The sequence below is a fragment of the Bradyrhizobium sp. 23AC genome (assembly GCF_054863025.1).
This window is the reverse complement of the sequence record NZ_JAVAYN010000022.1, coordinates 96,544-120,621: the sequence shown is the minus strand read 5'-3', so window position 1 is coordinate 120,621 and position 24,078 is coordinate 96,544. Positions and strand designations below refer to the sequence as shown.

General features: G+C 57.8%; 19 protein-coding genes and 1 pseudogene. 4 read left to right on the top strand and 16 right to left on the bottom strand.

The window, feature by feature from the left end:
• Positions 1-67: 67 nt before the first annotated feature.
• The gene (locus RAD10_RS35140) at positions 68-1,639 is read left to right on the top strand and encodes an ABC transporter substrate-binding protein (RefSeq protein ID WP_129142460.1); all 1,572 of its coding nucleotides are present in this window, start codon (positions 68-70) and stop codon (positions 1,637-1,639) included.
• A gap of 86 nt (positions 1,640-1,725) precedes the next feature.
• Entirely contained in the window at positions 1,726-2,511 is a 786-nt protein-coding gene (locus RAD10_RS35135; RefSeq protein ID WP_129142461.1) for an SDR family oxidoreductase, read from the top strand.
• A gap of 174 nt (positions 2,512-2,685) precedes the next feature.
• Here the strand turns inward: RAD10_RS35135 and RAD10_RS35130 are convergent.
• From RAD10_RS35130 to RAD10_RS35115, 4 genes and pseudogenes are all read right to left on the bottom strand, one after another.
• A pseudogene (locus RAD10_RS35130) lies at positions 2,686-2,772 on the bottom strand (short-chain dehydrogenase); the annotation flags it as partial.
• Positions 2,773-2,869: 97 nt separating this feature from the next.
• A complete protein-coding gene (locus RAD10_RS35125; protein ID WP_461621021.1) occupies positions 2,870-3,946 on the bottom strand; it encodes a phosphotransferase family protein in 1,077 nt (358 codons plus the stop codon).
• A 5-nt stretch (positions 3,947-3,951) separates the two neighbouring features.
• Complete coding sequence (locus RAD10_RS35120) at positions 3,952-5,193, bottom strand: acyl-CoA dehydrogenase family protein (protein ID WP_461621020.1); 1,242 nt, start codon at positions 5,191-5,193, stop codon at positions 3,952-3,954.
• 73 nt (positions 5,194-5,266) lie between these two features.
• Entirely contained in the window at positions 5,267-6,058 is a 792-nt protein-coding gene (locus RAD10_RS35115) for an SDR family NAD(P)-dependent oxidoreductase (RefSeq protein ID WP_129142464.1), read from the bottom strand.
• 323 nt (positions 6,059-6,381) lie between these two features.
• Between RAD10_RS35115 and RAD10_RS35110 the strand changes: the two genes are divergently transcribed.
• Both RAD10_RS35110 and RAD10_RS35105 read left to right on the top strand, forming a co-directional pair.
• Positions 6,382-7,596, top strand: coding sequence for an ABC transporter substrate-binding protein (locus tag RAD10_RS35110; RefSeq protein WP_129142465.1), 1,215 nt, complete (start codon positions 6,382-6,384; stop codon positions 7,594-7,596).
• Positions 7,597-7,666: 70 nt separating this feature from the next.
• Positions 7,667-9,847, top strand: coding sequence for a molybdopterin-containing oxidoreductase family protein (locus tag RAD10_RS35105; protein WP_461621019.1), 2,181 nt, complete (start codon positions 7,667-7,669; stop codon positions 9,845-9,847).
• 91 nt (positions 9,848-9,938) lie between these two features.
• On the opposite strand, the gene RAD10_RS35100 is transcribed toward RAD10_RS35105, so the two are convergent.
• The 12 genes from RAD10_RS35100 to RAD10_RS35045 form a co-directional block, all read right to left on the bottom strand.
• The gene (locus RAD10_RS35100) at positions 9,939-10,664 is read right to left on the bottom strand and encodes an NAD(P)H-dependent oxidoreductase (protein ID WP_129142467.1); all 726 of its coding nucleotides are present in this window, start codon (positions 10,662-10,664) and stop codon (positions 9,939-9,941) included.
• 54 nt (positions 10,665-10,718) lie between these two features.
• On the bottom strand, positions 10,719-11,495 hold the full coding sequence (locus tag RAD10_RS35095) for an enoyl-CoA hydratase/isomerase family protein (protein ID WP_461621018.1): 777 nt from the start codon (positions 11,493-11,495) through the stop codon (positions 10,719-10,721).
• A 28-nt stretch (positions 11,496-11,523) separates the two neighbouring features.
• Positions 11,524-12,681 carry an acyl-CoA dehydrogenase family protein gene (locus RAD10_RS35090; RefSeq protein WP_461621017.1) on the bottom strand — a complete coding sequence of 386 codons (1,158 nt, stop codon included), beginning with the start codon at positions 12,679-12,681 and terminating at the stop codon, positions 11,524-11,526.
• Positions 12,682-12,697: 16 nt separating this feature from the next.
• On the bottom strand, positions 12,698-13,762 hold the full coding sequence (locus tag RAD10_RS35085; protein ID WP_129142470.1) for an acyl-CoA dehydrogenase family protein: 1,065 nt from the start codon (positions 13,760-13,762) through the stop codon (positions 12,698-12,700).
• 436 nt (positions 13,763-14,198) lie between these two features.
• The gene (locus RAD10_RS35080) at positions 14,199-14,939 is read right to left on the bottom strand and encodes an SDR family NAD(P)-dependent oxidoreductase (protein ID WP_461621016.1); all 741 of its coding nucleotides are present in this window, start codon (positions 14,937-14,939) and stop codon (positions 14,199-14,201) included.
• Positions 14,940-14,992: 53 nt separating this feature from the next.
• A complete protein-coding gene (locus RAD10_RS35075; protein ID WP_461621015.1) occupies positions 14,993-15,967 on the bottom strand; it encodes an NADPH:quinone oxidoreductase family protein in 975 nt (324 codons plus the stop codon).
• Positions 15,968-16,108: 141 nt separating this feature from the next.
• Positions 16,109-17,101, bottom strand: a complete 993-nt coding sequence (locus tag RAD10_RS35070; RefSeq protein WP_461621014.1) for an NAD(P)H-dependent flavin oxidoreductase — start codon at positions 17,099-17,101, stop codon at positions 16,109-16,111.
• A 3-nt stretch (positions 17,102-17,104) separates the two neighbouring features.
• Positions 17,105-18,667 (bottom strand): AMP-binding protein, encoded by a 1,563-nt coding sequence (locus RAD10_RS35065; RefSeq protein ID WP_129142473.1) that lies wholly within the window; start codon positions 18,665-18,667, stop codon positions 17,105-17,107.
• 527 nt (positions 18,668-19,194) lie between these two features.
• Positions 19,195-20,208 (bottom strand): NAD(P)H-dependent flavin oxidoreductase, encoded by a 1,014-nt coding sequence (locus RAD10_RS35060; RefSeq protein ID WP_129142474.1) that lies wholly within the window; start codon positions 20,206-20,208, stop codon positions 19,195-19,197.
• Between the two features lie 602 nt (positions 20,209-20,810).
• Positions 20,811-21,449, bottom strand: coding sequence for a TetR/AcrR family transcriptional regulator (locus RAD10_RS35055; protein ID WP_461621013.1), 639 nt, complete (start codon positions 21,447-21,449; stop codon positions 20,811-20,813).
• An 11-nt stretch (positions 21,450-21,460) separates the two neighbouring features.
• Positions 21,461-22,096 carry a TetR/AcrR family transcriptional regulator gene (locus tag RAD10_RS35050; RefSeq protein ID WP_461621012.1) on the bottom strand — a complete coding sequence of 212 codons (636 nt, stop codon included), beginning with the start codon at positions 22,094-22,096 and terminating at the stop codon, positions 21,461-21,463.
• 353 nt (positions 22,097-22,449) lie between these two features.
• The gene (locus RAD10_RS35045; RefSeq protein WP_461621011.1) at positions 22,450-23,703 is read right to left on the bottom strand and encodes a cytochrome P450; all 1,254 of its coding nucleotides are present in this window, start codon (positions 23,701-23,703) and stop codon (positions 22,450-22,452) included.
• Between the last annotated feature and the right edge of the window lie 375 nt (positions 23,704-24,078).

Below are 24,078 nucleotides of genomic sequence, written 5' to 3'. Positions count from 1 at the left end.
TGTCTAGCAAGTGATATGGCGAAGACAGTTCGGCTTTTGATAATGAACGAATATAGGGGAAACAGAGATGGAATGGATCCGCAATCTCGTCATCCTGGCATCTATCCTCGGGTTTTTGCCGCCGTCAGTAGCGGCCGAGCCCACCAAGCTTCGCGTGGTCATGTCAGGCGATTTGAAGATCATCGATCCGTACTGGACGTCGGCGTATATTGTGCGCAACCACGCTTACATGATCTACGATACACTGTTCGCGAGGGACGCAAATCTGAAGATCCAGCCGCAGATGGTCGATTCCTGGAGCGTTTCGGAAGATCAGCGTACCTATACGTTCAAGCTGCGAGAAGGGCTTGAATGGCACGATGGGCAACCAGTGACGAGTGCGGACGTTATCCCCTCGATTAAGCGCTGGGCGGCGCGCGACGTCGCGTTGGGACCGCCGCTGATGCGGCTGGTCAAAGAAATGGCCCTCGATGACGACCGCACTTTCCGGATAGTGCTCACCGAGCCGACCGCGCTGTTGATGACCGCTCTGGCCAAACCGTCACTCGCCGTTTTCGTGATGCCGAAGAGGGTTGCTGACATCGACCCCAACACGCAAATAAGTGATACGACTGGCTCCGGCCCATTTATCTTCAAGAAGGACGATTGGAAGCCTGGAGAGAAGGCGGTCTACATCAGAAATCCCAAATACAGGCCCCGCGCTGAAGCTCCGTCGGGCCTCGCCGGCGGCAAGCTTGCAAAGGTCGACCGCGTGGAGTGGGTCACGATCGGCGACTCACAAACCGCCGTGAATGCCTTGATAAACGGCGAGGTCGACATGATTGAGTCCCCGCAACCTGATCTGTTCCCGCTCCTTGAGCACGACCCGAAGATTGAACTCGTCAAACTGAACAAGCAGGGTTCGCAATACTTGCTTCGATTCAACGTGCTTCATAAGCCGTTTGACAATCCCAAGGTTCGGCAGGCTGTGCTCTACGCACTTAACCAGAAGGATTTCCTCAACGCTGCGGTGGGAGATCCGAGGTTCTATATGGAATGCAAGGCCGTCTTTATCTGTAATACTCCGCTCGGATCGACGGTAGGTTGGGATGACAAGCTGAGCTCCAATCTCACCAAAGCGAAGACGCTTCTCAAAGAAGCGAATTATGACGGTACGCCTGTTGTTCTCATGGGAACCACCGATCTTCCCATTCTCAACAACCTGGCGTCGGTCGCCAAGGCTCAGCTGGAGCAGGTCGGATTCAAGGTCGATCTGCAGCGGATGGACTGGTCCACTCTGGTTGCCCGGAGAGCGAAGAAGGATTCTCCTCCAGCTGGATGGAATGCGATGTTTACAATGCCCGATGCGTCGGACCTGTCCAATCCTTTGGTAAACGGCATGACAAATGCTTCATGCGACAAGGCGTGGTTTGGCTGGCCATGCGACCCACAATTGGAAGAGCTGCGACAGGAGTTCAGCAAAACGACCGATCCGGAACAACAAAAGACAATTGCTGAAGCGATCCAGAGTCGTTTAACGGAATACCCGACCCATGTCCCTCTCGGTCAGGTCAACATTCCCATTGCACGCCGAAAAGGGGTCAGTGGAAACCTCGAAGCTCCAGTAACAGTTCTCTGGAATGTCCACAGGACGCAGTGATTGCTGACGACGGTTTGCCGCGGTTGTTGGCAGCAGCGTCTGGTCTTCTGCTGCCCCGCATGGCCTTGAGCAACAGGAGGGCGTGAATGGATCTCGGAATAAAAGGGCGCAAAGCGATCGTAGCAGGCGGAAGTGCCGGAATGGGTCGAGCAACGGCCGCCGCGCTCGCGAAGGAAGGCGCTGAGGTCTTGATCAGCGCCAGAAACGAGGAGCGTTTACGAGAAGCTGCGGGCGCTTTGAGCCGCGACATTGGTCGGGAAGTGAGGTTCGTCCGGGCCGACCATTCAACGCCCGAGGGCAGAGCTGCGGTGTTGGCAGCCTGCCCAGCTCCCGACATCCTGGTGACGACCGTTTCGCCGCCGCCCTACACGCCAGACTTCCGTCAGATCACATCAGATGATTGGATGAACGCGTACCGGACAGGGACTGTCGGACCGATTGAACTCATGCGCGGTGTCCTGGACGGAATGTCTGAACGCAAATGGGGCCGCATAATCAACATCGTTACGGTAGCTATAAAATTTCCAGTGGAGCGACGGCTGCTCTCCGGTGCGCCGCGCACGACGCTGGCCAGCTATACAGCCGTGGTGGCGCGGAAAGTGGCGAAGCACAACGTCACCATCAACAATCTCTTGCCCGGAATGTATGCGACGGAGTCGTTCCTTTCGCGCGACAATCTGGCTCAAGCACCAGCGGATGTGGTCGACCAGGCGAAGAGCGAGGTGGCGCGGCAGTGGCGTATTCCAGCGGGCCGGATGGGGGAGCCCGAGGATTTCGGTCGATTTGCGGCCATGTTCGCCTCTGAGTGTGCGAACTTCATTGTCGGCCAGAATGTCGTCATCGACGGCGGTTCCGGCGGGGGCATGTTCTAGAGGGCGATCGGTATTGGACATGGAGCGAGCGACGCGCTGCCTGGTGGGCGAGTCCACCAGAGCGTAGACAATGGTTGCGGACGTGTTACCTGTCGTTTTGAATAGCCGGCCTCCAGTTCATTATAGCGTTCGATACCGGCGAGAGGTCTTGCCTCCTCAGGCGTAAGCCGCCTAACGCGACGAGATAACGACATTTTCCCCATGCTCTGCCAACCGATCAGCGATGACGCGGCCAATGCCACGTGATGAGCCCTTGATCACTGCGACCTAGCCGGACATGTCGAATAGGATCATCAATAGACACTCCCTCTTCAACGGGGAGCAACGTTCTTCTGTTGGCGGCTCGTGCGCGGATCGTTCATTGCGCACCCGCCACCATGGCATAGCGCCATGCTAGTTTGGCCATTGGCGCGACGCGCTCTGTGGCTTCGAGCGCGCGCGCGCTCGAAGCCGTGCCATCGCGAAGGCGGCCCGCAATTCCCTGCGCAATACCGGCTAGCCGAAACAGGTTGTAGGCGAAGTACCAGTCCAGGTTGGCGACTGCCCCCATTCCGGTAGCGGTGCCGTAGATCTCGATCGCCTGATGGACATCGGGAATGTTGAGCTCACTGACGTTTGCACCGTACAAGCTTACTCGGCCGGGAGAGGACGAGATCCACTGCAACAATAGATAGGTAAAATCCGCCAGGGGATCGCCAAGCGTCGACAGCTCCCAGTCGAGCACGGCGACAACCTCGGGCCCGCCTGTGGCAAAGACCATGTTGTCGAGGCGATAGTCACCATGAACCACCGAGACACGGGCCTGCTTCGGAACGGTCCTGGGCAACCATTCGATCAACCTCTCCATCTCCGGTATCGGTTGGGTTTCCGACGCCCGATACTGTTTGGTCCAACGGTCGACTTGCCGCGCGAAATAGTTTCCCGGCCGGCCGTAGTCTCCCAATCCGATACTTGCCGGTTCGAAATTATGCAGCTTGGCCAGCGTCTGGATTTCGCCGAGGTAGATCGGCCAACGTTCCTGCCGCTCGACGGAAGGCAATTGCTGATTCCAGAAGATCCGGCCTTGAACGAAGGCCATCACGTAGAAATGAGCGCCGATAACCTCCTCTGACGAACACAAGCCAAAAGTCGGTGGGACTGGAAAGCCTTGTTTGTACAAGGCATTGATGACCCGGTATTCGCGATCAACAGCGTGCGCCGAAGGCAGCAGTTTACCAAACGGCTTGCGACGAAGCACATAGGAGCGCGTTGGCGTGTCAAGGCGGTAGGTTGGGTTCGACTGTCCTCCTCTAAACTGAGATAAACGGATGGGCCCTTCGAAACCCTCGACATTCGCCTTCATCCAGTCTGCGAGCCGGACTTCGTCGATCCTGTGCGTTGCCTCGACGGCTTTGGTTCCGGAGTACTCGTCATCCGGATTCGCAACGGATGCCATCGGTACTAGCGCCGCGGTTCCGCGGCTTCGCGTTGCCGCTTCAACTCGAGACGGGCAATAGCCCGGTTATGAACTTCATCCGGTCCGTCCGCGAAACGCAGGGACCGAATTGCAGCGTACGCGCTCGCAAGGCCCGGATCCTCCGTCACTCCGGCAGCTCCCCACGCCTGGATGGCGTTGTCGATGATCTCGATAGCCATCCGCGGGGCGGCGACCTTGATCATTGCGATTTCAAGCTGGGCCCCCTTGTTGCCCACTCTGTCCATCATGTCAGCCGCCTTCAATGTCAAAAGTCTGGTACGCTCGATGTCGATGCGAGCCTCGGCGATCCTCTGCTCCCAGACCGAGTGCTCTACGATACGTTTTCCGAAAGCCACGCGTTCCGTGAGACGCTCAACCATCTTCTCCAAAGCGAACTCGGCCACCCCGATCGTTCGCATGCAATGGTGAATGCGTCCTGGTCCGAGCCGCCCCTGAGCGATTTCGAATCCGCGTCCCTCACCGAGGAGCATATTCTCCACCGGGACCTTCACATCCTCCAGAAGAACCTGGGCGTGTCCATGAGGCGCTTGGTCATATCCGAAGACGGGCAAAATGCGCTCAACTTTCAACCCGGGCGTGTCCATGGGCAGCAATAGCTGGGATTGCTGCTGATGCCGAGCCGCCGAAGGGTCGGTCTTTCCCATCAGAATTCCCAATTTGCAACGAGGATCAGGCACTCCTGACGAAAACCACTTTCGGCCATTGATCACATAGTGATCCCCCCGTCGCTCGATCCTGGTTTCGATGTTAGTCGCGTCAGACGATGCAACTGCCGGTTCGGTCATCAAGAACGCCGAACGGATCTCGCCATCCATCAACGGACGCAACCATTTGCGCTTCTGCTCCCTGCTTCCGTAGCGGATCAGAACTTCCATGTTGCCAGTATCCGGCGCGGAGCAGTTGAAGACCTCTGAGGACCACTTGATCCGGCCCATTTCCTCAGCGAGCGGAGCGTATTCGAGATTGGTCAGACCCGCGCCACGGAACTCATCATCTTCATGATCGTTGGGCGGCATGAACATGTTCCAGAGGCCTTCGGCGCGCGCCACCTTTTTGAGGTCCTCGATGACAGGTATCACCTTCCAGCGCGGCCCCTCGGACTCCTGGCTGTGATAGATTGAATCCGCGGGCTTCACATGCTGGTTGAGAAATCGAACCACGCGATCACGCCATTCCCTCTGACGGTCGGAGAGTTCAAAGTTCATGGCAAGACTCCGCTGGTTATAAGAATTGTGGCACGGTTTTAAAGTTTGATCGTAACCCGAGGCGGGCGCGTAATCAGAGTGCGAAGGTAAACCCGCCGTTCACAGGATAGGTCTGTCCCGTGATCCAGGGGCTCGCGTCTGACGCAAGGAACAGCACCATATTCGCAACGTCGACGGGATCACCGCGCCTGCGAATGATGTACTTCTCGAGAATGCGCTTCTCGATCTCCGGATTCGGATTCACCCGCGAGTTCGTATCCGTAGAAACCGCAGCAATAGCTACCGAGTTGGCCGTGATCTGATAGCGACCGAGCGTACGCGCAACGGCCCGCATGAAGCCGGCCGCGCCGGCTTTCGCTCCCGCATAAATTTCCAGGCCAGGGTCCCCCCACCGTCCGGCATCTGAAATGATCGTGATAATCCTTCCGGGCGCCTGACGCTCGATCAGGCTGGGAATGATCGCCGACGTGCAATTGATCACACCGTAGAGGTTCACTCCGATAAACTTGTTCCAGGCCTCAGATCCCACTTCCCAAAAGGGCTTCTTAAGATCAGCCGTCGGGTTTGCACCCGCATTGCCCGCATTGTTGACGAGAATCCCGATCTTCCCAAATTCCTTTTCAGTGCGCCCAACTGCATCCTTGACGCTCGCGAGATCCGTCACATCCGCCTGTACAGCCAACGCCCTACCGCCCGCCGACCTAATCTCCTCCGCGACGGCCTCAGCCCGATCCAAATGGAAATCGTTTACAGCCACTCCGCCGGCATTGTGCGCAGCAAAGTGCAGCGCAATTCGCCGGCCAACGTTCTGGCCCGCACCGGTAATGAAAGCGACTCGTCCGCCCAAATCCAAAACCTGACTCACCGCTTCCTCCCGGCTTACTGGCTGTCACAAGCGCAGCCCACGATGCGCGCATCGACGCGGCAGCAGACCTATCCACGCCGCGGATTCCTTCTCGAGGGTGACCGCGCTGGGCTTTGTAACTCATAATATTTGCTTGTCAACTAGTAAGTTTTAGGTACACTGCGTACCAGCCCGAACTGCCAAGCCGAGCGCCGCTTGCCCATCTTGCAAGCTTCGCTCTCAAGACCAGCGGCGAAGAGTAATGCGGGCAGCGAGAACGACCTGCTTGCAACGTTGGGGCGTCTCGTAATCAAGCAGGACCATCAGGGAGGAATACGAGGGCGATGCGTCATTCAATCTTCAGCACGGTCTTTCTCGCGGCTTTGAGCATATCGGTGGGACCATCGCATGCGCAGAACGCGACTCCGCCAGGCGTCTCCGATACAGAGATCAAGATCGGAAACTTCTCGCCCTACAGCGGTCCCGCATCTGGATACAGCACGATCGCGAAGGCACAGGCAGCCTACTTCAAGATGACAAATGCCTCAGGAGGGGTGAACGGCCGCCGCATCAAATTTATCTCCTACGACGATGGCTACAGCCCGCCTAAAGCTGTCGAACAAACTCGGAAACTTGTGGAAGGCGACGAGGTTCTGCTGCTCTTCAGCACCTTCGGCACTGCCAGCAACAGCGCGATCCAAAAATACGTCAACCAAAAGCGCGTTCCCCATCTTATGATCGGAAGCGGCGCCGCAAAATGGGATGACCCGAAGAACTTCCCGTGGTCACTCGCTTGGCCCCCGAACTACCAGACTGAGGGACGACTTTACGCGCACTATATTCTCAAGAATTTTCCCGGCAAACGCGTTTCCGTTCTTTATCAGAACGACGATTTGGGTAAGGACTATCTGAAAGGGTTGAACGCTGTCTTCGGATCGGAAAGGTCGCGAATCGTTGTGAGCGAAGCGGCCTATGAAGTCACATCTCCGAACATCGATTCGCAGATCGTCCAGCTCCGCAACCAGAATGCGGATATCTTTCTCAACTTCAGCACGCCCAAATTCGCTGCACAGGCGATTAAGAAGATCGCCGAACTCGATTGGCACCCGGTGCACATCATGAGTAACATATCTGTGTCTGTGTCGAGTGTTCTCAAACCGGCGGGTTTTGAGCAATCCAAAGGTATCATGAGCGCCGCTTACATTAAGGATCCTAATGATCCGCAATGGAAGGATGATCCCGCGATGAACGAATATCGCGAGTTCATGGCGAAATGGTATCCCGAGGGCGATGTGACCGATGGAGCCAACATCCAAGGCTACGTGACGGCTGGCGTCATGATCCGAATCCTCAACCAATGTGGAGATGATCTCAGCCGGGAAAACATCATGAAGCAGGCTACGAGCCTCGACCTCCCAATTCCCCAATACCTTCCAGGCATCGTCGCGAAAACCAGTCCGACCGATTACACCCCCATCGAACAGCTTCGCATGATGCGGTTCAATGGCCAGTCATGGGAGCTGTTCGGACCGATGCTCTCGGGCGACGGAACCGAATAGCGGTTCCGTTCCGTGCCTAGCCGGAGCTTCTTTAGGGCCGGAAGTTGATCCGCAAGGAGTGATGAGGAAAATGGCGATCTCCAACAAGGGCGGAGCGCAAGTGTTCGCCACAGCTCCTGGCCAAGACGGCGCCCATCTCACCTACTGTAGGCTGTGCGAGGCCCAGTGTGGCCTCGTTGCCCAGGTCAAGAACGGGAGGATTGTCAAGGTCCGTCCTGACGAAGAACATGTAACCTCGGCGGGGCATCTATGCGTGAAAGGGCCCGCGATGGCGTCCGTGACGCATGATCCTGATCGCGTGTTGTCGCCGTTGCGTCGCAAAGGCGGTCCTGGTGATTTCGAACCAGTGTCGTGGGAGGAGGCGCTGGACGATATCGCGAAGCGCTTGCACAGCGTCCTAGAGCTCTACGGTTCCGGAGCCGTGGCAACCTACTCCGGTAACCCCGCCTCGTTCGCGACCATGCACTATTCCTATACGAGGATGTTCGGCGCGGCGCTCGGGTCCAAAGCCAAAGCGTTCAGCGCAATGCACACCGACACCGCATCCAAGATTCTGGCGCAGGAGCTTGTTTATGGGACCCCAGTTCCGGTTACCTTTCCAGACCTCGAGGACTGTGACTTCCTGATGATGCTCGGCGCCAACCCGATGGTATCGCATATGTCACTTGTGTCCGAGCCTCGCGTTCGTCAAAAGCTTGCCGCCATTCATCAACGTGGTCGGGTTGTCGTAGTGGACCCGCGCCGGACAGAGACGGCGCGCTTGTTCGAACATCTGCCCATCCGTCCCGATACAGATGCCTGGCTCATAGCGGCGATGCTGCAGCACATCTTTGCATCTGGCTTGGAAGATAGAAAGACGCTGGAGCAGAGGAGCGAAGGGGCTGAACAACTTCGGGAAGCAGTCAAGCCAATCACGCCTGAACGTGCCTCGTCCTACTGTGGAGTACCGTCGCAGGCAATCCGTAGCCTGGCTGTTCGGTTCGCCCAAGCGCGTACTGCGGCGTGCTACGGCCGGGTGGGAGTATGCCGCGGACGCTACGCGACGCTCGTCAACGTATTGATCGAGTTGCTAAACGTGGTCACGGGCCGCTTTGGCCAGGCCGGAGGCTGGGTATCCGGGATGTCGCCGCTGCAAGCGGACGGCGGTCCAAGGACCTATCCAGCATACGGTAGTAAGCGGTCGCGCATCGGTGACTTGCCTCTGATCATCGGCAGCTCACCCGGCGGCAGCCTCGCGGACGAGATCACGACAGGCGGCCCGGATCAAATGCGGGTACTGTTCATGGATTCTGGCAATCCGGTCGCCAGCTACCCACAGGGCGACCAGCTGGCTGGCGCTCTCGAGCAACTCGACATGATGGTCGCGCTCGACCTTTACATCACGGAGACCACCCGCCACGCCCACTACATTCTTCCCTCACCGACCTTTTATGAACGCGACGATCTCACCGACATGTGGGTCGCCAATGCTCCCCGCCCATGGATTCAGTACGTGGGGGCAGTATTACCGCCATTGGGGAAGGCACGACTGGAGTTCGACGTCTACGATGCCATTCTACAAAGGCTGGGACTACCAAGCCTGCTCTCCAACTTCGCCTCATCCGATACCCCCCGACCAAGGCTCATGGAAGCCGTCGACAGAGCACTTCGCGCTGGCGTATACGGCGATCGCTTTGGCGAACGATCGTCCGGCCTTTCGCTTGCGCGGCTGCGAGACGAATTTCCCCACGGCGTCCGTCTCTCAGACCGGGTAGATGCGGCAGCCTCATGGGCGAGGCTACGCACACCGGATGGCAAGATAAGACTGTGGCATCCTGTTTTTGGTGCCGAGTTTGCCCGGTTGCAAGGCGCAGCAACAGACGAGGACGGCCCCTTGCGCTTGATTGGCCGTCGCAAGCTCCCGTCCATGAATAGCTGGATGCACAACGTCGAAAGGCTTGTGCGCTCCGATAGACCGACCTTGCTGATGAATCCGCTTGACGCAGAAACACGCGGTATTCACGACGGGACGCGCGTCAAGATCACCAGCTCATTTGGCAGCATCGAGGTCGAAGTCGAACTCTCCACCGATATGATTGCGGGTGCCGTAAGTTACCCACACGGGTGGGGTAATCGGGGCGGCTGGACGCACGCCGCAAGCCTTCCAGGAGCGAACGTAAACCTGCTCGCCTCATCGCGACCGCAAGATTGGGAGCAGATTTCCGGAATGATCCACCTCGACGGCGTGCCGGTCATCGTCCTGCCTGTCTGAGTTCAGCCCGGCCGCGTGGCCGGACTCCCTGACGTCTCGATATCGCCAAGGCCGCCGGCGCCAGACACAACGCTCCAGCGTCCCAGCCGCGCTACATGGCCGCCCCCTTCGTCCCGGCCGAATGTCCCGGCTGCACGGGATCGAATGCTTTCATGAACGGCAACGGCGTCTCGTTAGCCAACGAGCACACCCTCTTCTGCCAGCGCTCCAACACTTCTTCGCGTTGTGCGGGTGTCATCGATGCGGGACCGTGTACTACGTGATGATCGAGTACCTCAAATCCGCAAAAATTGAGTGTGCCGACGCGAAGCGGATGGAGAACCCAGTTCAAATCGCCATAGAGGGCGGACGGTCCGAACCGGTCTTCTGCAGCTCCCATCGACAGCGACAGCAAAGCCCGCTTGCCATAGAGCGGCGCCTTCTCAAAAAAGCGGCCTCCTCCATAGGCGAAGCCGGCAGCCAAAACGCGATCAAACCACCCCTTAAGTATTGCCGGGACCGAAAACCAGTACAGCGGGAACTGGAAGATGACCAGATCTGCGCGCAACAACCGTTCTTGCTCACGTAGGATATCTGCTGAGAACCCGTGATCACCACCAGCTGCAGCATCCCTCTGTTCCGCCTGATATTTAAAAAACTTCGGATTCGAACGCCTCGTAAAATCTTGCGCGGTTGCACGCGCTTCGAACCCTTCAGCGTACAGGTCACTCACCGCAACTTCGCATCCATTCTCGGTCAGAGTGCGAACTGCGATATCCCGTAGCGCGCCGTTGAACGAGCGCGGTTCCTGATGAGCAAAGACAAGAAGCACATTCATCCAACTTCTCCAGCAAGTTTGCACAAAGCAACTACACCGCCGTCGAATGCGGGGTCAGCGCCCCTTGAAGACGGGCGCTCGGCGCTCAGCAGTTGCCTCGACACCCTCTTTAAAGTCATCGGTCTGACGAAGCCGGCTCTGCTCTGCAAGCTCGTGATCGGTCGCCTGCCGCACGCGCTCCGCCAGTCCTTCGCGCATCGTGGCGCGAGTCGCGAGCAAGCCCAGAGGCGAGCACTCCGCAATCTCTTCCGCGAGCTTGAGCGCTGCGTTTCGTACCTCGTCCTGAGATACCAGGATGTCTGCGAGTCCCATCTCATAGGCTTCTTTGCCCGTTACACGGCGGCTCGTGTAGAACATCAGGGCGGCCTTGGTGCTGCCGATCAACGCCGGGAGTGTAACGGTCAGCCCGAAGCCAGGATGAAAGCCCAACTTTGTGAAGTTGGCCGAAAAACGCGCCTCGGCGCATGTCACTCGGAAATCCGCCGACATCGCAAGTCCAAGACCACCGCCGATTGCCGCGCCGTGCACCGCTGCCACTATCGGCTTCTTGTTCCTGAAAATACGAACCGCCTCGACGTAGAGATGAGCTGCACCTTGCGAAGCCCGCTCCTCGCCGGTCTTCGCTGCCGCGGAACCAAAATCGGCGCCGGCGCAGAAGGCCTTGCCTTGAGCGGCAAGCACGACCGCACGGACCGCGGGATTCGCGTCGATCGCGTCAAGCGCATCTGCAATGCTCCTGATCAACTCAAGATCAAAATAGTTCAGTGGCGGACGACGAATTTCGATCGTTGCGACGTGGCCCGCATGCGATACATCGATATCCCGGCTCATTCAAATTCCCTTGCTCTTAATCACAATTCTACCTGAGGCCCAGGCCACGTGCGATGATGCCCCTCAGGATCTCGGTAGTGCCGCCCTGGATCGTTACCTTTGGCGCGATCTTCAGGTAGAATGCTAACTTCTCGTCAAATGTGACGTTGGGCCCGGTCTCGTGAGCGACGAGTGCGGCCAAGTCGCGAGCACGATGCGGCAAGCCCTGCTCCCAGACCGTGCCCACATCTTTGACGATGGCTGCTTCGACGACAGGCTCGCGCCCTGCCTCCAACATGCCGGCGACCGATACCGACATCCGACGCAAGGTGTGCAGCTCGGCCACGAGACGGCCAATCCCTGCTACGACCGTAGCGGGCGGCTGCGTGCCAACTGCGTCGACGAGCTCGCTGAGGGCTCCGTACGTCTCCAAGAATCGTTCTGGACCACTACGCTCATAGGCCAATTCGCTGGTCGCCTGTTTCCAGGCGCCGTCGATCTCTCCTATCGTATGATCGTCCGGAATAATGACGTCGTCGAACACGACCTCATTAAACTCCTTCTGGCCGCTCATCTGGCCAATGGGATTGCAGCTCACACCGGGAGCTTTCATATCGACCAGGAATGACGTCAGCCCGTGCCGCCGATTCTCTCTCGTAGAGGCAGATGTGCGGAACAGTCCGATCATGTAGTCTGAGTTGTGAGCGTTGCTCGTCCAGATTTTAGTTCCGTTGATCCTCCACCCGTGATCGACGCGAGTCGCCTTGGTGCTAGCCGCAAACAAGTCGGAGCCAGAATTCGGCTCGCTCATGCCAATGCAAAAGCAGATCTCACCGCGGACAATTGCTGGAAGTATCTTGCGCTTGATAGCCTCACTCGCGTATCGGATCAGCGTTGGCCCGCTTTGACGATCGGCAACAAAAAAATGGCGGGTCGGTGCATTGGCGACGCGCATTTCCTCCGTCACGACATAGCGCTCAAGAAAACTCCGCTCTTGCCCTCCGTATTGCTTGGGCCACGTCATTCCAATCCAGCCCCGCGCCCCAACGCGCTTGCTGAACTCTTTGGCAGTCGAGGACCCGCTCTCTGGATCACGCGGATCGAACGTCCCCGCCGCAACCTCTGCCGCCAGAAACTCACGAACTTCATGACGGAGTTCATTGCAGCGCGGGGGAAGGCGGACCGGATCAAACCGCAATTCAAGCATATCGAGTTCTCCCCGCTCAACGCGAAGCTAGAAGCGGCCACAGTCCTCGCGCGCCAACGCGAGCCACCATCGAGCCGAGCTCCGTGCTCCAAAACACTTCATTTCCGAAGTCATCTCGCCAGCTGAGCGCACGTAAACTGAAGCGGTGGAGCACATGTTCGTCGGTAAAGCCGATGGCGCCATGCACCTGGTGCGCGATCGCCGCGCCAACCTCAGCGGCCTGCCCACAGCGGATCTTCGCCGCCGAAATCTCCAGGATTGAGGCATCGCTCGCTAGGCCCTCATGTAAGATGGCGTCGGCAGCCGAGACGGCAGCAGCGACCGATGCCGCCACTTCGCCTCCGAGTTTCGCAAGGTTGTGCTGAACGGCTTGAAATTGCCCAATCGGCTTTCCGAACGCAATTCGCTCTGTGGCGTAGCGAACCGAAATTTCCAGCATTCGCTCGAGTGCTCCAGCAATCTGTTGAGCGCGAACCGCGGCTCCCATTCTCAATACAGCGGCATGGTTGAGGCCGGCCGGAGCTTTTGCATAGGCCAATGGGAAGACGCCGTCGAAGTCGATCGAAGCTCTGAGCTCGCCCGCAAGATTCGGTCTCCCATTGATCCGACAATCGGTGGTCCTCACGAGAGCCACATGCGGCCCCTCGTTCGAAGCAACGAGAACAGCCAAACGCTCGATCTCTGTTGCAATGGCGACGCAAGTCGCTTTGCCTGCCAGCCGCCCATCCCTTCCAACTAGGATCTGGTCGTGCGGGCCGGATGGCACAATGCTTGCCGCCTCAGGGGGCGGAGTAATGCCAGCTTGCGCGAGCATCCATGCTCCGAGCATGGCTTCTGCGAGCGGCAAAGCCAACGCCACGCGTCCTGACGCCCGCAATATGGCGAAGCCTTCATCCAGCGGAACATCGGGGCCACCGAGCACTTCCGGCACCCATGCCAGTGGGAGACCCGTTTCCAGGAGAGCGGCCCAAGCTGGCGCGCGCCAGGAGTCGTTGCGCAACTGGATGACCGATTGGGGATCGGCCAGATCAGCGAAAACCCTTTCTGCGGTCGCAACGACGTAACTCTCCTGCTCAGGCATGATGCATCCTCAAATCGTATCCTTCTTCCTGGAACGAACACTCCTGACCGCGACGATCTGGCCGCTCCAGGGGCTGGCGAGACACCTTCCGGAATTCGCCTCATGTGCGATCGACCCCGTCGCCCACAGGTCCAATTCGTCGAGAGCAGTCCGAAGCCAGTTAGGTCCCCGGCGGAGACGAAACTTTCTTGGGCTCCAAAAACTTGCTTGTCAACTAATAAGTTTGCGCAACAAGCTTTCTTCAGGATCGGAAGAGCCCCGACGCTTAGTTGCAAGCGCCCCAGCGGGCTGGAAACAATCTACTCGTCTCAGGCGCACGCAGATACAAACCCGCCATTCAAAAGCGGAAATGGGGCGCTGACCATCGCCGAAAGAGCCAGCGCCCCTTCGGGCCGCTTCCAATTGCTCTGCCCGAACAGAAGCAGGCGGCCGCGGACTAACACCTCAACAATAGTCCACCATCCACCCGCAACCCGTGTCCGGTGACAAAACTGGCGTCCTCGGATGCGAGGAAGAGCGCCGCCCGCGCGATGTCGATGGGTTGACCGAGGCGCTTTAGGGGAGATTTCCTCGACCATACTGCCGAGATTTCCGGATTAGAGAACGACTTTTGAGTAAGGCCCGTCACAATCGCGCCGGGTTCAATATAGTTTGCGGTGATTCCGTGCTTTCCGAGTTCGAGTGCCAAGGTTCGAGTGAGTCCGCCAATGCCCGCCTTTGCAGCGCAATAGGCTGCATTGCCATAATCCGTCACCTCAGCCATCACAGATGCGATATTGATTATTCGCCCGGCGCCGGATCTCTTCAGGTGAGGGATTGCTGCTCGCGCGAGAAGAAACTGCGCGCGAAGATTAATCGAGTGCACGCGATCCCACTCCTCTTCCTTCATGTCTTCGACCAAAATCCGAAGCGATACCCCGGCATTGTTCATGAGAACGTCCAACCGGTCGAATCTATCTATGGCCGCGTCGATGATGCGACCTGGCGAGTCTGGTGCAGCGATGTCTGCTCCGAAAATCCGAATCGCAGGATTAAACGATGCTGTGCCCTTCAAGTCCGATCCAGGACGATCAACGGCGAGCACCCGTGCACCATTTTCTGCAAACAGCACTGCTGTCGCTCTCCCAATTCCCGATGCAGCGCCCGTCACAATCGTCGCCTTCCCATTCAGCCGCATTGAGCCCCCTGCATTCTTGTATTTAGACGCGAAACGGCATCACACGGAATCGCTTATTTCATGATCAATGCGACCCGGCCAACCGCTCTACGATCGGTCAGCAACTCCATCGCTTCTTGCCATCGTTCGAATGGGATTCGATGCGACACATGCGGGGAAATGGCGCCCGACTCGGCCAGTCGTGCCAGCGCGCGCCATCGAAACCCAGCATGTCTCGGAGCGCGCCGGAGCGCCTCGCCTGCGCGGATTCCGTGCAGGGTGGCGTTTTTCATCAGAATCAAGTTCGTCTTGGCCATTCCGATTCCCCCGACGAAGCCGACGACCAGAATACGCGCGCCGAAATTTATACAGCGTATCGACTCTTCGAAGACGCTCCCTCCGACAGGATCGAAGACCACATCGGCTCCGCGACCAGAAGTAAACTCCTTGACTTGCTCCCGAAACGGTAGACCCGAGAGCAGAATCCGATCCGCCCCTCGGTCCTTAGCCACGACGAGTTTTTCCGGTGTCGAGGCGACTGCGATGACCTGGGCACCATAAGCTTTTCCAAGTTCCACTGCCGCAAGACCGACGCCACCTGCAGCGCCGTGCACCAGCAAGGTTTCGCCAACTCTGAGGCGTGCCCGCTCTGCCAATCCGTAAAGGGCGGTGCCATAAGCCGTCAGGAATGTCGCGCCTTGTGCGTAGTCGAACCGTACTGGGAGAGGTCGGACGGCTTCGAGATCTGCCACAATCTCTTCGGCAAACGTACCGAACTTGGATTTGACTATCACTTTGTCGCCGACGGACAGGCCTTTTACGTCTTTGCTCACTTCGATAACATCGCCCGCCGCTTCAAGACCGGGAACAAACGGCAAGGCGGGTTTGTGCTGATACCGCCCCGCAACGACGAGAATATCGGGATAGTTCAGACCGGCAGCCCGGACGCGAACCCGAACCTGGCGCCGATGTAGCGGTGCCGAGGCAACTTCCGCTAAGTCGAGTGCACTCGGGTCCCCCAGGGCTCTGCAAATCAGCGCTCGCGGCATCTCACTCCCCTGCCTCCCGGACGTGTTCACCCTCACACCTGGACGGCTAACGGTACTCGCGCGCATTTGCTTGTCAAACACGAAGTATGTGCTGGCGCGCGGACTTTGAGTTATTGCGCCCCCTCGCCGGCTGGTTTGCGATCAACTCCGGCTCGGCGGCGCCCGCGATCTTGCCGTTTCGTATTCAAGCGTAGTCTTCATAACGAGTTCCGAGACGGAGAGTATCTCGGCGACACCAGATACCGAGTGACCGGCACTCCAGATGTCCCGCCATGCTTTGGGGCGCTTCTCTCTTGCCAAGACATCGAGGTCGTCAGAGACGTCGATCGGTCCCCGCAATGGCAAGTTAGAGGGATCTAAGCCCGCGGCCACAATCGACGGGGTCAGGACGCTCGTCTGCAGCCCGGTGAAGGCGGTGGTCGCCAGGATGTCATCCGCCGTGCTGTCGACGAGCATGCGTTTGTGGTTGTCGGAGGCCATGCTTTCGTGTGTCGCGATGAATTTCGTTCCCATGTAGGCAAGGTCGCAACCAAGCGATTCTGCCGCCGCGATCGCAACTCCATCGCCGATACCGCCAGCGAGCACGAGAATGCCGCTATAGAATGAGCGAACGGCCCGAACGAAAGCAAAGGGATTTAGCCATCCTGTCTGACCACCCGCGCCAGACGTCAGAAGGACCAATCCATCCGCCCCCGCCCGCGCCGCAAGCTCGGCATGCCGGATCGATGCAACATCCGCGAGGACTATCGCACCAGCCTCCTGGAGCTCTCGGAGGACCTCAGTGGGAGCTCCAACAGACGTCACGACAATCTGTGGCTTATGGGCCACGAGCACAGTCAGATCTTCCCGGAGCCGCGTATTGGTACGATGAACGATGAGATTTGGACAAAGCGGAGCGGGTTTCCTACCGGTCTCTCCTTCGATCTTCTTCAGACGTTCTGCTATGATCGACAGCCATCCGTCTAGCTCTTCAGATGTCCTGCAGTTTGCAGTCGGAAACGCGCCGAGGACGCCATTCGCGCACGCCGCCGTGACCAGGTCGATCCCCGAGACGCGAAACATGGGCGCCGCGATTAACGGCAACGCCAGTCGCGACCGATAGCGGGCCAACCTGTCTGATGAAGCCGCTATCATGTCTTACCCGACCATACGGTCGCGTCCGCTCCAGAACTTTGCACGCAATTGTTTCTTGTCCACCTTTCCCACGGCCGTCAATGGCAGTTCCTGCACGAAGTAGAGTTGCTTGGGCGCATGCGCCGAACCCTTACGAGCTTTAACCCGCGCGATCAGATCTTCGGCCTGCACATCCGCACCGTCACGCAGCACGACGGCAGCCGTGACTGACTCGCCCCAGCGCTCGTCAGGGATTCCGAATACCGCCACTCGCGCGACGTCAGGGTGCTCGCCGAGCGCGTCCTCAACCTCGCGTGAAAAGATATTGAAGCCTCCGCTGACGATCATATCCTTCTTGCGGTCGAGGATAAACATGTAGCCCCGATCGTCGATTCGGCCGACATCTCCCGTATGAAGCCATCCTCCTTTTAACGCCTCCGCAGTGAGGTCAGGCTGCTTCCAATATTCGAGCAACACACCGGGAGAGCGAACGCAGATCTCGCCCTCTTGGCCGGTATCGACTTCGTGACCCACCTCGTCAAGGATTCGGACTTGGCAACCGGTGGCGGGGAAGCCGCACGAGGACAGCAGTTCGGGCTTTAGAGGATCATGATCACCTCGTCGCAATACCGAGATCGGATAACACTCGGTCTGCCCATAAAGCTGCGAAAAGACTGGACCGACGCGCTCCAGACATTCCGTCAAGCGCGCGGGAGACATTGCAGAAGCGCCATACAAGACGAGCTCGAGCGACTTGAGTGCGGCTCGCTCAAGCGCGGGCTCGTCAAGCAGACGGTAGATCATCGTAGGAACCAGAAGAGCGAAGTTTATGTGTTCCCGAGCGATAGCGTCGAGGACCATTGGAGGCTCGAACCTGCTCTGCAGGTACACGGTTCCACCCCGAATCAACGTTGGCAGGATATTGCTGCCGGTTACATGACTGATGGGACCCACAGCGAGATATCGAGGCCGCTCTGGAATCTCGAAGTTGGCCAGTATGGACGAGGCGTATCCCCCCATATTGGCATGCTTGCGCACGGCTCCTTTTGCTTTGCCGGTGGTTCCTCCCGTGTAATTGATGGTCGCTATGTCCCCCGGCTCGGCTAGTGCGCGAGGGGAACTCTGACCAGCGTCTTCTGCCAGATCGAGCAGGTTGCGCCCGTAATCCGCCGGTCCGAGCGTCAGAACCGCCTTGGTGCACGATGACGCCGCGGCGAGCTGGCCTCCCCGTTCACGAAAGGTCGCCGCATCGACAATAAGAATTTCGGCCTCTGCATCTTCGACCTGAAAAAGGTGATCCTGTAGCGAAGCCATGGGATGAAGCCAAAGCGTCGAGAGCCGCGCGCATTGAGCCGCTACCGCTGCACACCATGCATCCGCCCTGTTTGCAGAGAGCAGTGCTACTCGCGTTCCCGGTTTCAAGCCGAGGCGAAAGAACAGGTGCTGCATGCGCCCGATCAGTTCGTACGTTCCACGGTAAGTCAATGCACCGCCAGACCAAACAAATGCAGTGCGAGATGGGTAGCGGCCCAGCGCTGTGAGCGTCTGGTCACATAGACTGGCAAAAAGACGAATGGTTGCGGACACGCTTGATCCTCCAGCACTTCATTAAAAGAGCTATCAGGCAAAGAACGTTCAATTTGTCGAACAGCAGTCGCCCTTCGAAGCCAGCACAATCTGACTGATCGTCAATGGATTGCTTGCTCTGGGCTCCCTGCAGCAATTGCTCCTTCTCTCCGCCGCGACTAGTCGGTTCATTCACGTCCCCGATACATCATTATTTGACTTGCCGCTGAGCGAGATGGAGAACGAACTGGCCGACGTGGCACGTTCGGCAAAGACGCAATCCGCCAGCTTCTCATCTATCGGTGTCGATTGGCTGCCAGCATCGCACGCTCATCCAATTCCGCTTGCACAGTTCGGCGGCGCTCGATCGAAATAGACAAACGCGACGGTTGGATCCGAATGGCTGCGAGCGCCTTAAGATCAGCCGACGCGCAGAGAAAAAAAGCGGCTTCGTTGACCGTAGATCAAACGAGGCCGCTAAGGTTGCCACCGCCTCGGGAGTTGTCGGCGTGGCGTAATAGCTTGGTGGCGACGTCCTCAGGCCCAGCTCAGGCAGGTTCCAAGTTGGCAGCCAATTTGGTCGACTTGCCGCCGAAGAAACCCTCGAGACGCTGACGCACCAAGCGCTCCGCATCGGTCATGATCCGATCGACCAGCTCTTTGACGCTAGGGATGTCGTGGATCAAGCCTGCAACCATGCCGCAGCTCCATACCCCTCGGTCCACCAACCCCTCGAGCATCACCTTAGGATAAACTCCTCCGACATGCTCGTGAAGCTCTTCAATCGTGACAGCGCCCTGCTTCTCTCTCTCAATCTCAAGAACTATGTCGGCGGCCTTGTTCTTCAACACCCGTACGGAATTCCTCAACGGCCGCATGACGAGTCGCGTGTCGAGCTCGCTGGCAGCGAGCAGCGCCTGTTTCACATTGTCGTGGATTGGCGCTTCTTTCGTGGCCATAAACCGCGTACCCATGTTTATCCCGTCAGCACCCAGCGCGAGCGCTGCTACGAGGCTGCGGGCGTCCGCCATTCCGCCGGATGCAATAAATGGGATCTTCAATTCATCCGCGGCCCTTGGCAGCAGAATCATATTTGGTATGTCGTCCTCGCCAGGGTGTCCTCCGCATTCGAAACCATCGACGCTAACAGCGTCACAGCCGAGCTTTTCGGCTTTCAAAGAGTGTCGTACGGAAGTGCACTTGTGAATTACGACGGTGTTCGCCGATTTCAGTGCGGGGATATAACGTTCCGGATTGCTCCCAGCCGTCTCGACGATCTTGACGCCGCCGTCGATGATCGCACTGATGTATTCCATGTAAGGCGGAGGATTGAATGATGGCAGGAACGACATGTTGACGCCGAACGGCTTGTCCGTCATTCCCCGGCATCGAGCGATTTCTTTTGCCAGCAGGTCTGGCGTCTTTTGGGTAAGACCGGTGATGATCCCTAGGCCACCCGCATTCGAGACTGCTGCAGCGAGTTCGGCAAATCCTACGTAATGCATCCCTCCCTGCACGATGGGATGTTCGATGCCCAGCAGTTCCGTGATTCTGGTTTTCATCGTTCCTCTGCAAAAGTAGGCGTGTTTCCAAAGAGCATATCTACTTGTTAGCGACTAAGCAAGCGAAAAGCAAAATCGTCTCGGAGTGCGGTAAGATTTCCCGGCATGGGTTTACAGCGACTGCGGTTCGGCGGATGTTCCGCTTTGATCTTTTCGATGGTGGCATTGCCGATTGGCCGAATGGCGCCCAGCTGGCAGCCGCCCTCGCGGTCGCCCTTGAGGCTGGCAAACCCATAAAGGTATATCGACCTTTTCGCATACGTTCCCACGCTCGCGCTCGACCGCTCGGCCGAAAATGGTCGGCACATGGACCTCTGCCCTTCTGTCTGGTGATCAGAACAGGGCGAGGCGGTTGGGTTTAAGAATGGGGAGGCCGGATCGGTAGTTCTAAGTGCTCTGAAACCAGCGGTTCTCTTAGGCGTAGCAAATGGCGCCAATACGAGTGTGCGCCAGAGCAGCTTAGCCTCGTTTTCCAGGCTTTCTACGCCTTCGTCCTTCGCTTCAAGCCCGGCGCCTTCAGTCTTTGTGCCGAAGCCTGCGTCGACAAAAGAAGGCAAATATCGCCGCCAAGACTTCAGTCGGCAGATCGGAAGGGCGGCAAGTCAGGGAATCATGACTCGCTTCACACAGCTTGCAAACACCTTCCGAACGGTCTCAAGGTTGACGTCCCTAGGATCGATCAGCCACATGGCCACCAATGCGCGAAGGGCGCCTAAAATGATTATGGCTTCTCGTTCGGGATCGACCCCTGCGCGAATTTCACCCGCCGCGATCCCCGTCCGGATCATTGCAGCCAGCCGCTCCAAGGACCGATCGTTGACGTGAGAGACCGAGGAGCGCAAGGCCGGTTCAGTGAGGGATTCGGCGATGAGAGACTGGAGAGTAACCGTGTTTTTGCGCGTTCGCGGAGTACCTGTCAGGTAGTTTTCCGCAGCCCCCAAAAGGGTCGGCAGCCCCGGCTTGAAACGGGAACCTTGGTCCAAGCGGTTTGCGAAACCGTCGGCTATGTAGCTGGCTACTGCTTCGAGCAGCCCGTTCTTGTTGCCATAGTAGTGCGCCGGCAGTCCTCGGCTGTATCCGGCTGCGACGCCGACGTCAGCTAATGTAAGCCCCTCAACACCGCGCTCAGCAATGATTTCTGCAGCCGCCGTGAGCAGACGTCGCTCTGCTTCTTCGCGACGTTCCGCATGCGATCCCAGTTCCTCCGACGCGTTAGTCCCTTTTGACTTCCTGGCGGTCACTGGCCTACCCATTAATGTCCCCTTTTGGGAGAGAGGTTGGTACGTACAAAATCGGCCATTTCAGTTTTCATTTTCAGCAAGTTCAACTTATCGGGCGCCAATATCCACTGGGTACGGAGCCCACGAGTGAGCGCCAGTAATATAATTGCTTCGGCCTTCGGATCAGCGTCTTTTCTGATCTCTCCATTCGCAATTCCGGCACGTATCTCGCTCTCAAGCCGTTTCACAGCTCGTTTGTTGTACTTCCTGAAGACATCGGCCAGCCCAGACGTGTTGAAGAAGGCCTCCTTCTGCATCAGATAAATCGCCCGCGAAAGTTCGAGCCGGAGCGGCGCGCACGACATCTCGACAAATCTCATCAAGGTCTCGAGGCCCGGCTTGGCGGATGTCTCGACCAAAAGCTGCGCATACACCTCATTGACGTATTCAGCAGCGGCTTGCAGCATCCGATCCTTGGTCTTGAAATAGTGCGCCGCAATCCCCTTGCTGTATCCTGCTGCCTCCCCCACCTCGCCCAAAGTGGTCCCTTTGACCCCCCGAACGGAAATCAACGACAATGCGGCATCCAGCAAAGCTGCCTCCGCAGTTTCACGACGATGTGCTTGTGTTCTACGGGGGGGCCGCTGAATGTCGTTTACGGAGGCCATGCCTCTTCCTCGAAGCTTGCTGAAGCTACAATAAGTACGGATAAGGTGCTCAGCGCGCAAGCCCGGGGCGGCAGCTTTCACCAACTCAGAGGCGTAAAGCCAGCCGTTTTTACTTTTCGCCTGGTCCTTCGTCAGGAAGGAATAGAACCCCCGCCGCCAGTGCCAGGAACGCCAGCCCGAAGATCAGGGAAGTGGTCATGCCTTGATACCTCCATGCCTGACTAAACGCCGGCACGGCGAGTGGCCACTTCGGCAGTGGCAGGCCCGTGCGGAAGAAGATGCAGTCAATTTACCTTCCCGGACGCCCCATGAAGCGATTCGCCGCCGGGAGCCGCCGCGGCTCTCTGAACCGATCAATGGATGCGGACAGGCATCCTTCGGATACCCCGAATGAAATTCGAGTAAAGCCGATCCGGCTCACCAAGGACTTCGAACTTCAGGTCCCGCTTCAATATCTCCTCCCATAGAATCCTTATTTGCAACTCGGCCAGCCGATCGCCGACACAGCGATGGATGCCAGCTCCGAACGAAAGATGCTGGCGCACCTTCGCGCGGTCGATGATGAATTTGTCCGCATCAGGGATCTTTTCTTCATCGCGATTTCCGGAGATATACCAAAGCACGACTTTCGAACCTGCCGGAATCATGCGTCCGCGAAGTTCGATGTCGGCACGAACTGTCCGGCGCATGTGCAAAACGGGCGTATGATAGCGAATTACCTCAGAGACAAAATTTTGCACCAGTTGAGGATTGCTCCGCAGCTTCGTGGCCTCGTCGGGATTCTCGGCCAAGGCGAGCAAACTTGCCGACATCGAATTCCGAGTAGTATCGTTGCCAGCAATGATCAGCAGAACGAGATTGCCAACGAAAGTCCCCAAATCCATGTTCCTGGTGGCCTCTCCGTGAGCCAGCATCGAAATCAGGTCAAACTTGGGGGGCTCGTGGATGCGCCTGTCCCAAATCGCCCTGAAATAGGCTGCCATCTCAGCCATCTCAGCCATGCGCTCTTCCTCAGAGTTGATCAGCGAATCCGGCGCACCGACCACAGAAAGACGGACATCCGACCAATAGGTCAGCTTGCGGCGGTCCTCGAGCGGAACATCAAACAGCGTCGCAAGCATCATTGAGGTCAATTCGGTTGAAATACGATCAGCCCAATCGAACGGCTCGTTGCGAGGCAGACCATCGAGCACATTCTCGGTCCGAGAGCGGATCAAGGCCTCCAAATTGATCAGATTGGCTGGGGCAACAATGGGGCTGATCAGTTTGCGCTGAGCTGTATGCTCTGGCGGATCCATCCGGATGAAATTGACGACATTCCTCCCACCGAGGAAATCTTCGATCTGAATGCCTCCCAAGGCGGCGCTCGAAGAGAATGTCCCATGATCGAGTTCGGCGTGCGATATGTCGTCGAACTTGGTGAGGGACCAATAAGCGCCATAGGGGCTATCAGAGCAATAGTGGACCGGATCTTGGGCCCGCAGCCGGGCAAAGAAAGGCCGCCAAGCATCGTCATGGTAGAGCGCGGGGCTACTGACGTCGATTTGGTTCAAAGGGATTGACGCAGCATCCGACCATCGGAGCACGTTCCGCGCTATCGCCGCCATTTCGCTCACCTCCAAGGCATGACCAAGACTAGGCGGCCGCTCCGCTCACATCCTGTTGTCCCGCCTGTTTGCCATTCGCAGCGTTTTGGTCTTGGCCGACCGTAAAATACTTGCTACACAAAAAGCAAGTGATAAGAACTGAGATGCTGGCGCCGACTAAGGCGCTCGTGAAACGGAGGATGCCTTCAATGGAGCCGCCAAACAGCGGATTCTGCCCGCAATACAAGCCGTCATTGTCCTCGATCTTTCTCGCGCGCGCACTGCAGAGGGCCGGAGAGCCGACGGCGTCGCGGGCCCCAAATGATCAGAGCACTCGCTAGAACATCGCAACACGCCCACCACCTTTGGAAACGTCTTGGAGGGGCACCAGAGCCA